This is a genomic window from Rubneribacter badeniensis (genome assembly GCF_002899695.1).
Lineage (GTDB): Bacteria > Actinomycetota > Coriobacteriia > Coriobacteriales > Eggerthellaceae > Rubneribacter > Rubneribacter badeniensis.
The window spans coordinates 25,299-31,608 of sequence record NZ_PPEL01000026.1 but is presented as its reverse complement, the minus strand read 5'-3'; the positions used below and the strand labels follow the sequence as shown (position 1 = coordinate 31,608).

The 6,310-nt window shown below is 67.2% G+C and carries 6 protein-coding genes; 4 read left to right on the top strand and 2 right to left on the bottom strand.

Annotated elements, in window-relative coordinates; genetic code table 11:
• Positions 1-175: 175 nt before the first annotated feature.
• The 3 genes from C2L80_RS06125 (at position 176) to C2L80_RS06115 (ending at position 3,408) form a co-directional block, all read left to right on the top strand.
• Positions 176-997, top strand: a complete 822-nt coding sequence (locus tag C2L80_RS06125; RefSeq protein WP_103262857.1) for an ABC transporter ATP-binding protein — start codon at positions 176-178, stop codon at positions 995-997.
• Positions 987-3,128 carry an FtsX-like permease family protein gene (locus C2L80_RS06120; RefSeq protein WP_103262856.1) on the top strand — a complete coding sequence of 714 codons (2,142 nt, stop codon included), beginning with the start codon at positions 987-989 and terminating at the stop codon, positions 3,126-3,128. Before C2L80_RS06125 ends, C2L80_RS06120 begins: the two co-directional genes overlap by 11 nt.
• 97 nt (positions 3,129-3,225) lie before the next feature.
• Complete coding sequence (locus tag C2L80_RS06115; protein WP_103262855.1) at positions 3,226-3,408, top strand: receptor; 183 nt, start codon at positions 3,226-3,228, stop codon at positions 3,406-3,408.
• A gap of 1,387 nt (positions 3,409-4,795) precedes the next feature.
• Here C2L80_RS06115 and C2L80_RS06110 read toward each other — a convergent pair.
• Positions 4,796-4,984 carry a helix-turn-helix domain-containing protein gene (locus C2L80_RS06110; RefSeq protein ID WP_420820263.1) on the bottom strand — a complete coding sequence of 63 codons (189 nt, stop codon included), beginning with the start codon at positions 4,982-4,984 and terminating at the stop codon, positions 4,796-4,798.
• Positions 4,985-5,139: 155 nt separating this feature from the next.
• Here C2L80_RS06110 and C2L80_RS06105 point away from each other — a divergent pair, with 155 nt between their 5' ends.
• Positions 5,140-5,820 carry a CpsD/CapB family tyrosine-protein kinase gene (locus C2L80_RS06105; protein ID WP_239938752.1) on the top strand — a complete coding sequence of 227 codons (681 nt, stop codon included), beginning with the start codon at positions 5,140-5,142 and terminating at the stop codon, positions 5,818-5,820.
• A gap of 12 nt (positions 5,821-5,832) precedes the next feature.
• Here the strand turns inward: C2L80_RS06105 and C2L80_RS06100 are convergent, their stop codons facing one another.
• Positions 5,833-6,186 carry a nitrous oxide-stimulated promoter family protein gene (locus tag C2L80_RS06100; protein WP_087195272.1) on the bottom strand — a complete coding sequence of 118 codons (354 nt, stop codon included), beginning with the start codon at positions 6,184-6,186 and terminating at the stop codon, positions 5,833-5,835.
• Between the last annotated feature and the right edge of the window lie 124 nt (positions 6,187-6,310).

Genomic DNA, 6,310 nt, shown 5'->3' with positions numbered 1-6,310 from the left:
GGGCCTGACGGGGGCGGGCGGGACGCTTGCGGCGAGAGGCGGCCATGGCGGGCCTTTCGCGGGCGATCTGACGAAACCTGACGAAACCGTAAGGTTCGGGTAAGGCTCTTCGATGGCGCGCGGGCGCGCGGCGGGGTAGCATCGTGGCGCACCCGATGAGAGAAGGAGAAGAGCCATGGCGGAAACGTTCGCGACGCCGCGCTCCGCCGCCGCCCAGGGGGCGGCCGGCACGCGGCCCATCCTGTCCGTGAGGCAGATCGAGAAGGTCTACGGCAACCGCGATTCGATCACGCACGCGATAAACGACATCAGCTTCGACGTCATGCCCGGCGAGTTCGTGGGGATCATGGGGCCGTCGGGATCGGGCAAGACCACGCTTCTGAACTGCGTGGCCACCATCGACACCGTGACGAGCGGCCATATCCTCGTGGACGGGCGCGACATCACGTCCCTGCGCGCCCGCGCGCTCTCGCGCTTCCGGCGCGACGACCTCGGCTTCATCTTCCAGGATTCCAACCTGCTCGACACGCTCACGGGCTTCGAGAACATCGCGCTCGCGCTCACCATCAAAGGCGAGAGGCCCGCCTCCGTGCGCGCACGGGTGGAGCAGACGGCCGCCGCGCTGGGCGTGTCGGAGGTGCTGGGCAAGCGCCCCTGCCAGATGTCGGGCGGGCAGCGCCAGCGCGTCGCCGCGGCCCGCGCCATGGTCGCCGACCCGAAGCTCGTGCTGGCCGACGAGCCCACCGGCGCGCTCGACTCCCGCAGCGCGTCGGTGATTCTCGACACGCTGTCCATGATGAACGGGCGGCTGGGGGCCACCATCATGATGGTCACGCACGACTCGTTCGCCGCGTCGTTCGCAAGCCGCATCCTGTTCATCAAGGACGGCGCCGTGTTCAACGAGATCCTGCGGGGCGGCCTGAGCCGCGCCGAGTTCTTCGGGCGCATCATGGAAGTGGTGACGTTTCTGGGCGGTGACGTGCGCGATGCTGGCTAGACTCGCTGTCCGCAACGTGCGCCGCTCGATGCGCGACTACGCGGTGTACTTCGTCACGCTCGTGTTCGGCGTCGCGGCGTTCTACGCGTTCAACTCCGTGCAGAGCCAATCCGTCCTGTTCGACTTGCGAGGCGTCGCCTCCGCCGACGCCTTCGACCTCACGGCCCGCTTCCTGGGGATGTTCTCGGTCCTCATCGCGTGCGTGCTGGGGTTCCTCGTCATCTACGCGAACCGCTTCCTCATCCGCAGGCGCAAGCGAGAGTTCGGCGTGTACCTCCTTCTGGGCATGCGCCCGGCCCAGGTGTCGGCCATCGTGCTCATGGAGACGGCCTGCGTGGGCGCGGCGTCGCTCGCGGCGGGCCTCGTGCTGGGGCTCGCGCTGTCCCAAGGGCTGTCCTTCCTCACGGCGGGGCTGTTCAGCATCCCCATGCAGCAGTACCGCTTCGTGCTCTCGGCCGAGGCGCTTCGCCAGACGCTTCTGTGCTTCGCGATCATCTTCGCGGTCGTCGCGCTGTTCAACACGCTGTCCCTGCGCCGCTGCCGGCTCGTCGACCTGTTCGGCGCCGCCGTGCGCAGCGAGCGGTCCCGCATCCGCAGCCCCTGGGTCGGCCTGGCGGGCTTCGCCGTGGCCGTGGGGCTTCTGGCGTGGGCCTACGGCACGCTCCTCGAGAGCGGCCTCACGGAGTTCGGCGCCGAGTTCTGGAAGGCGACGGCGCTCATGGTGGCGGGCACGTTTTTGTTCTTCTGGTCGGCGGCCGGCTTCGCCGTGGCCGCGCTCGAGCGGGTTCCCGGCGTGTACTTCAGGGGCCTCGCGATGTTCACGACGCGGCAGGTGGCGAGCAAGGTGAACACGGCGTTCCTGTCGCTGTCGACGGTGTGCGTCATGCTGTTCTTCTCGCTTGCCGTGTTCTCCACCGGATCGGGGTTCGTGCAGGTGTTCTCCGACGGCGTGGAGGAGGGAACGCTGTTCGACGCCTCCCTCACAGCGGACGTGTACCTTGCGCTCGACGGCGGCGACGATGAGGCCGCGCAGGCCGTGCGCGAAAAGGCGGGCGCCTACGGCTGGGACATCGCGCGCTTCTTTGACGAATCCGTGCCGAACTGGGACGAGTTCGTGGAAAAGGCCGCCCAGGCCGACCTCTACCAGCCGCGGGAGGGCACGGACACCTACGGAGCGCTCATGGAGCGCTTGGGCGCGGGGGTCGACGGAGGCCTGCAGGAGGAGGCCCTTGCGCCCCAGACCGTGGGCGTGGTGGGGCTGTCGCAGTTCAACGCGGTGCGCGCCCTGGCCGGACGCGGCCCCATCGAGCTTTCCGCGGGCACCTACGCCGTGAACAACGCCGTTGCCCTGTCCGAGGAGCTCTCGCGCGCGATGGCCGAGGAGGGCGTCGAGATCGAGGTGGGGGGACGCGTGCTCTCGGCTTCGGGCCTCTACGTCGAGCAGCCGCTGTCCACCTCGGCGTTCGTCACCGACGGGGCCATGCTCGTCGTGCCCGACGAGACGGTGGAGGCCCTGCGCGCCGCCGGCGAGGCGCCTTACGCGAGCTACCTCGACCTGTCCTACCGCACGGACCGGGCCGAGGGCGACCGGCTGCTCGAAGAGGCCCTCGCCCTCGCCTTGCCGGCCGAGGGCCGGGAAGGGGCGCAGGAGCCCTCCTACGATCGCTCGCCCTGGCCCGTCACCGCCACCTACACCGCCGACGAGGTGGTCGAGCAGTCCGGCGGGATGCGCATGATGATCACCTACCTGGCACTCTACATCGGGTTCGTGTTCCTCATCACCACGGCGGCGCTTCTGGCCATCCAGCAGCTCTCCGAGGCGAGCGACTCGCTTGCGCGCTACCGCATGCTCGCCGAGATCGGGTGCGAGCGGCGCATGATGTTCCGCTCGATCCTCGTCCAGGTGGCCGTCTACTTCCTCGCGCCGCTTGCGCTGGCGGCGTGCCACACGGCGTGCGCCGTGAGCGTGATCGCGCGCGACGTGCTCGACCAGCTGGGCGTGTCGGTGTCGGACGCCGTCGCCGCCGCCGCCGCGTTCACGGCCCTCGTGTACGGCGGCTACCTGCTGGTCACGTACCTCGCGAGCCGCGGCCTCGTGCGCGCCTCGCTCGGCAGAAGGCTTCTGGGGTAGGCGGCGCGTCGGATGCGCGCGGGCTTCGAGGCGTCGGGGCCCGCGCGTGCAGACGGGCCGGGGTGGATATCGCGACGATTCTCGGGAAGGAGGCTCCGTGGCATCGAACGTGTTCCCGATCGCGTCCATCGCGTTTCTGGCCGTCGCCCTCTGCTCGGCTGCTGGCTCCGTGCTCGAGCACGGCCTTGCGGGGCTGCGCGGACTCGGCAAGGCGACATGGACGGCGTTCGGAGCGTATGCGCTCGCGTTCGCGGGGTTCCTCGCAACGCAGGGGCTTTGAACTCAGGGCGCGGGGAGCCGTCGGCGCTCGGTTCCCCGCGCAGACGGAGGCGCCCGCGCCGGATGGGCGCGCTTTTTGGCGGGCCTGGTGGCGAACAAGGGGAAGCGGGACCTACCTGTTGAACCAGGATTGACACGAGCTCACGTTCGCCGGGCCTCGAGCCGAGTTTGTCCGGATCGGGTTCGATATGAGGAGAATGCAAGCCGCATCGATCTTGGTCTGGCACGGACTTCGGCCCGAAACGGCAGAGATCGCGCCTTGCGCATAGGCAGCCGAGCGCCCTCCCTTCTCGGCGAGGGCGTTTTCCTAAGCTGGGATCTCCATCGGAGCCGCCGCCGGCTCCTCGGGGCGCTTTTCCGGGAGAAAACCTATGCGCAAGACGCGATCTGCGCCGTTTCGGGGCGTTATCCCTGCCAAGCCGGGATCGGCAGGGGCCGGGTCGGCCCGCCGAGATGGGCCGTCGGAGCTTCGGAAGCCCCCGTCCCGTCCAGCGGACGGGGGCTTCCGAAGCTCCGATCAGGGAAGTACGGCCCGAGCATCAGCGAACACAGGTTCGTGTCAATCCTGGTTTGCCATAGCGGCGCCGATGCGGTAGCACGAAATAACGGTTAAGAACGATTTTTCAACGAGATCGAGTTTCGCGACCTGGCGTTTCTCCGAAAACGCTCCTCTAGGAAGCGGAAGAATCGTTCTTAACCGTCATTTTGCGCTAAACGCCTCTCCCGTCTATGTTGAACCGCCATTGATATCTTGCAGGTCACCGGGGCGTTTTCGGAGCGCATGGAAAGAGGCCCCCCCCCTTTTTAAGATGCGATCGTCGAGAACCGCATCGGGAAAGGAAGGGCCCGTGAAAGGCATCGCATCGCAATTCACCTCGCAGCTTGCGTGCGAAGAGGGGATCGGGCTGCTCGAGGACCCCAAGGCCGCCATCGCTGAGGAGCTCGCTCAAGGGCAACAGGCGAGCCGGCCGCATGCCCGAGGTGCGGCTGCCCCTCCTTCGTGAAGAGGGGCCCGGTCAGGGGAGGCTCGCCTCGATATTAAGCGAACGTGAGTTCGTGTCGATTTTGGCTTAACAGCGGAGATCGCCCCTCTGTTAGACCAAGATTGACATCAGGTCTGTTCTCCGGGCAGGATCTCGCCGGCACTGCAGGAGGCCCCGCCTCTTGGGTGGGCGGGGAGGGGTCTTCCGAAGCGCCCGGTCAGAATAGGCTCGGCTCGAGGATGGGCGAACACAGGTTCGTGCCAATCCCGGTTTGACAGAGGGTTCGGTGCAGTCTCGCGTTCTCACGCAGGGGGCCGTCCGCACCGGTTGGGGTATCCGTCTTCGAGGGCCCCGGCCGTCTTCAGGGCGAATCTTCTTTCATCTCCGGCGGGCGGCAGGGCGGGTCTAAAAGAGGATGAGGTCGCGGACTTTTGCGTCGAGGGCGTCCGCTATGCGGCCGAGATCGTCGAGGCCCACGCTCACGCGGCCTGTTTCGATGCGCCAGATATGGGACTTGCTGCTGCCTACCATGAGGGCGAGCTTCTGTTGCGACAGGCCTTGGGCCTCCCGTCGCTTGCGTATCGCGCTTCCCAAGAGCGCTCTTTTCTTGTCGGCGTCCATCTGCTCAGATTATTCGGTATAATCATCCAATCGGCTTCATATATGAAGCCGATTGAGGAATGTGGAGAGAAGTTTGCCGGCACGAAAAGGACTATGTCGTCCGCACAGCCGGGAAAGCGACGGTGAGGATGATCGGAAGAAGGACGAAGGCCCGCCTGGCGAAACCGTTCGGATCGGAGCAGCGAAACGCCTTGAGCACGCTGTGCGCGAACCTGGGATTCGCAAGCGTCGATCAGCCGCTGCGGACGATCGCGATCACGAGCGCGATGGCGAACGAGGGCAAGACGACGATCGCCATCGAACTGGCGCGGGCGATGGCGGCGTCGGGGAAGCGGACCCTGCTCGTGGAGTGCGACATGAGGAGGCGCTCCCTCGCCGGGCGCCTCGGGGCGCATGCCCGGGCGGGGATTTGCTCGGTGGTGCTCGGTGATGTCGAGCCGGCCCGAGCGATCGTGCGCACGACGGCTCCCCGCCTGCACCTTCTCGATGCCGAGCCCGGCGTGGCGTGCCCTGTCGACATCCTCGACTCGCAAAGCTTCCGCTCTCTGATCGCCCATTTGGGAAGGCGGTTCGACCACGTGGTGGTGGACACCCCTCCGGCGGGCCTTTTCGTGGACGCGGCCGTGATCGGATCAATCGTCGACGCCACGTTGCTCGTGGTGCGCGAGGGCTTCGCCGAGCGGGCGATGGTGGCGAAGGCGTGCGACCAGCTGCGCAAAGGGGGCGCGAACCTTGTCGGCGTGGTCATGAACTGCTGCGAAGAGGGGGCGTCCCGCTACAGGGCCTACGAGGGCGTCGCCGAGAGATGACGCGCGACGCGCCTACTTGCCTAGCAGGTGGCGCAGGGCGGCCACGGGGTGCTTCGTGAGCATCCGCGGGCCGGCGTAGCGCATGACGGCCCGCACCTTCTCGCGCATCTCGGGTTTGTAGCAGTGGTTGCCGCACTGCTCGCACGAGGTCTTCACGTCCATCTCGCGGCAGCGCTCGGTGCGCAGCGCCGCGTAGGCGTCGAGCGCTGCGCACTCGGGGCACACGGGCTCGCCGCACATGGCGCGCTCGGTGCGCGCGCTGGCGTCGTGGTTTCCCATGCAGTACAGCGCGATCATCTGCGAGACGGTGCGCTTCTCGCGGGCCCGCCGCTTGGCGGTCTGAGGGGTGTCGTTCAGCTCTTTCATGAAAGTTATAGTAGCATAACTTGAAGGCGCGCGACGGGTGCGCTCGGGAATTTCAAAGGGGGTCGCCCCTTCTCTTTCTCGACGCGTTACGACTCTGCGCGCGGAAAGCCCGACGGGAGGGATT

Coding starts and splice junctions, on each gene's coding strand:
- C2L80_RS06125 (WP_103262857.1), top strand. CDS start 176: ATGGCGGAAACGTTCGCGACGCCGCGCTCCGCCGCCGCCCAGGGGGCG.
- C2L80_RS06120 (WP_103262856.1), top strand. CDS start 987: ATGCTGGCTAGACTCGCTGTCCGCAACGTGCGCCGCTCGATGCGCGAC.
- C2L80_RS06105 (WP_239938752.1), top strand. CDS start 5,140: ATGATCGGAAGAAGGACGAAGGCCCGCCTGGCGAAACCGTTCGGATCG.
- C2L80_RS06100 (WP_087195272.1), bottom strand. CDS start 6,186: ATGAAAGAGCTGAACGACACCCCTCAGACCGCCAAGCGGCGGGCCCGC.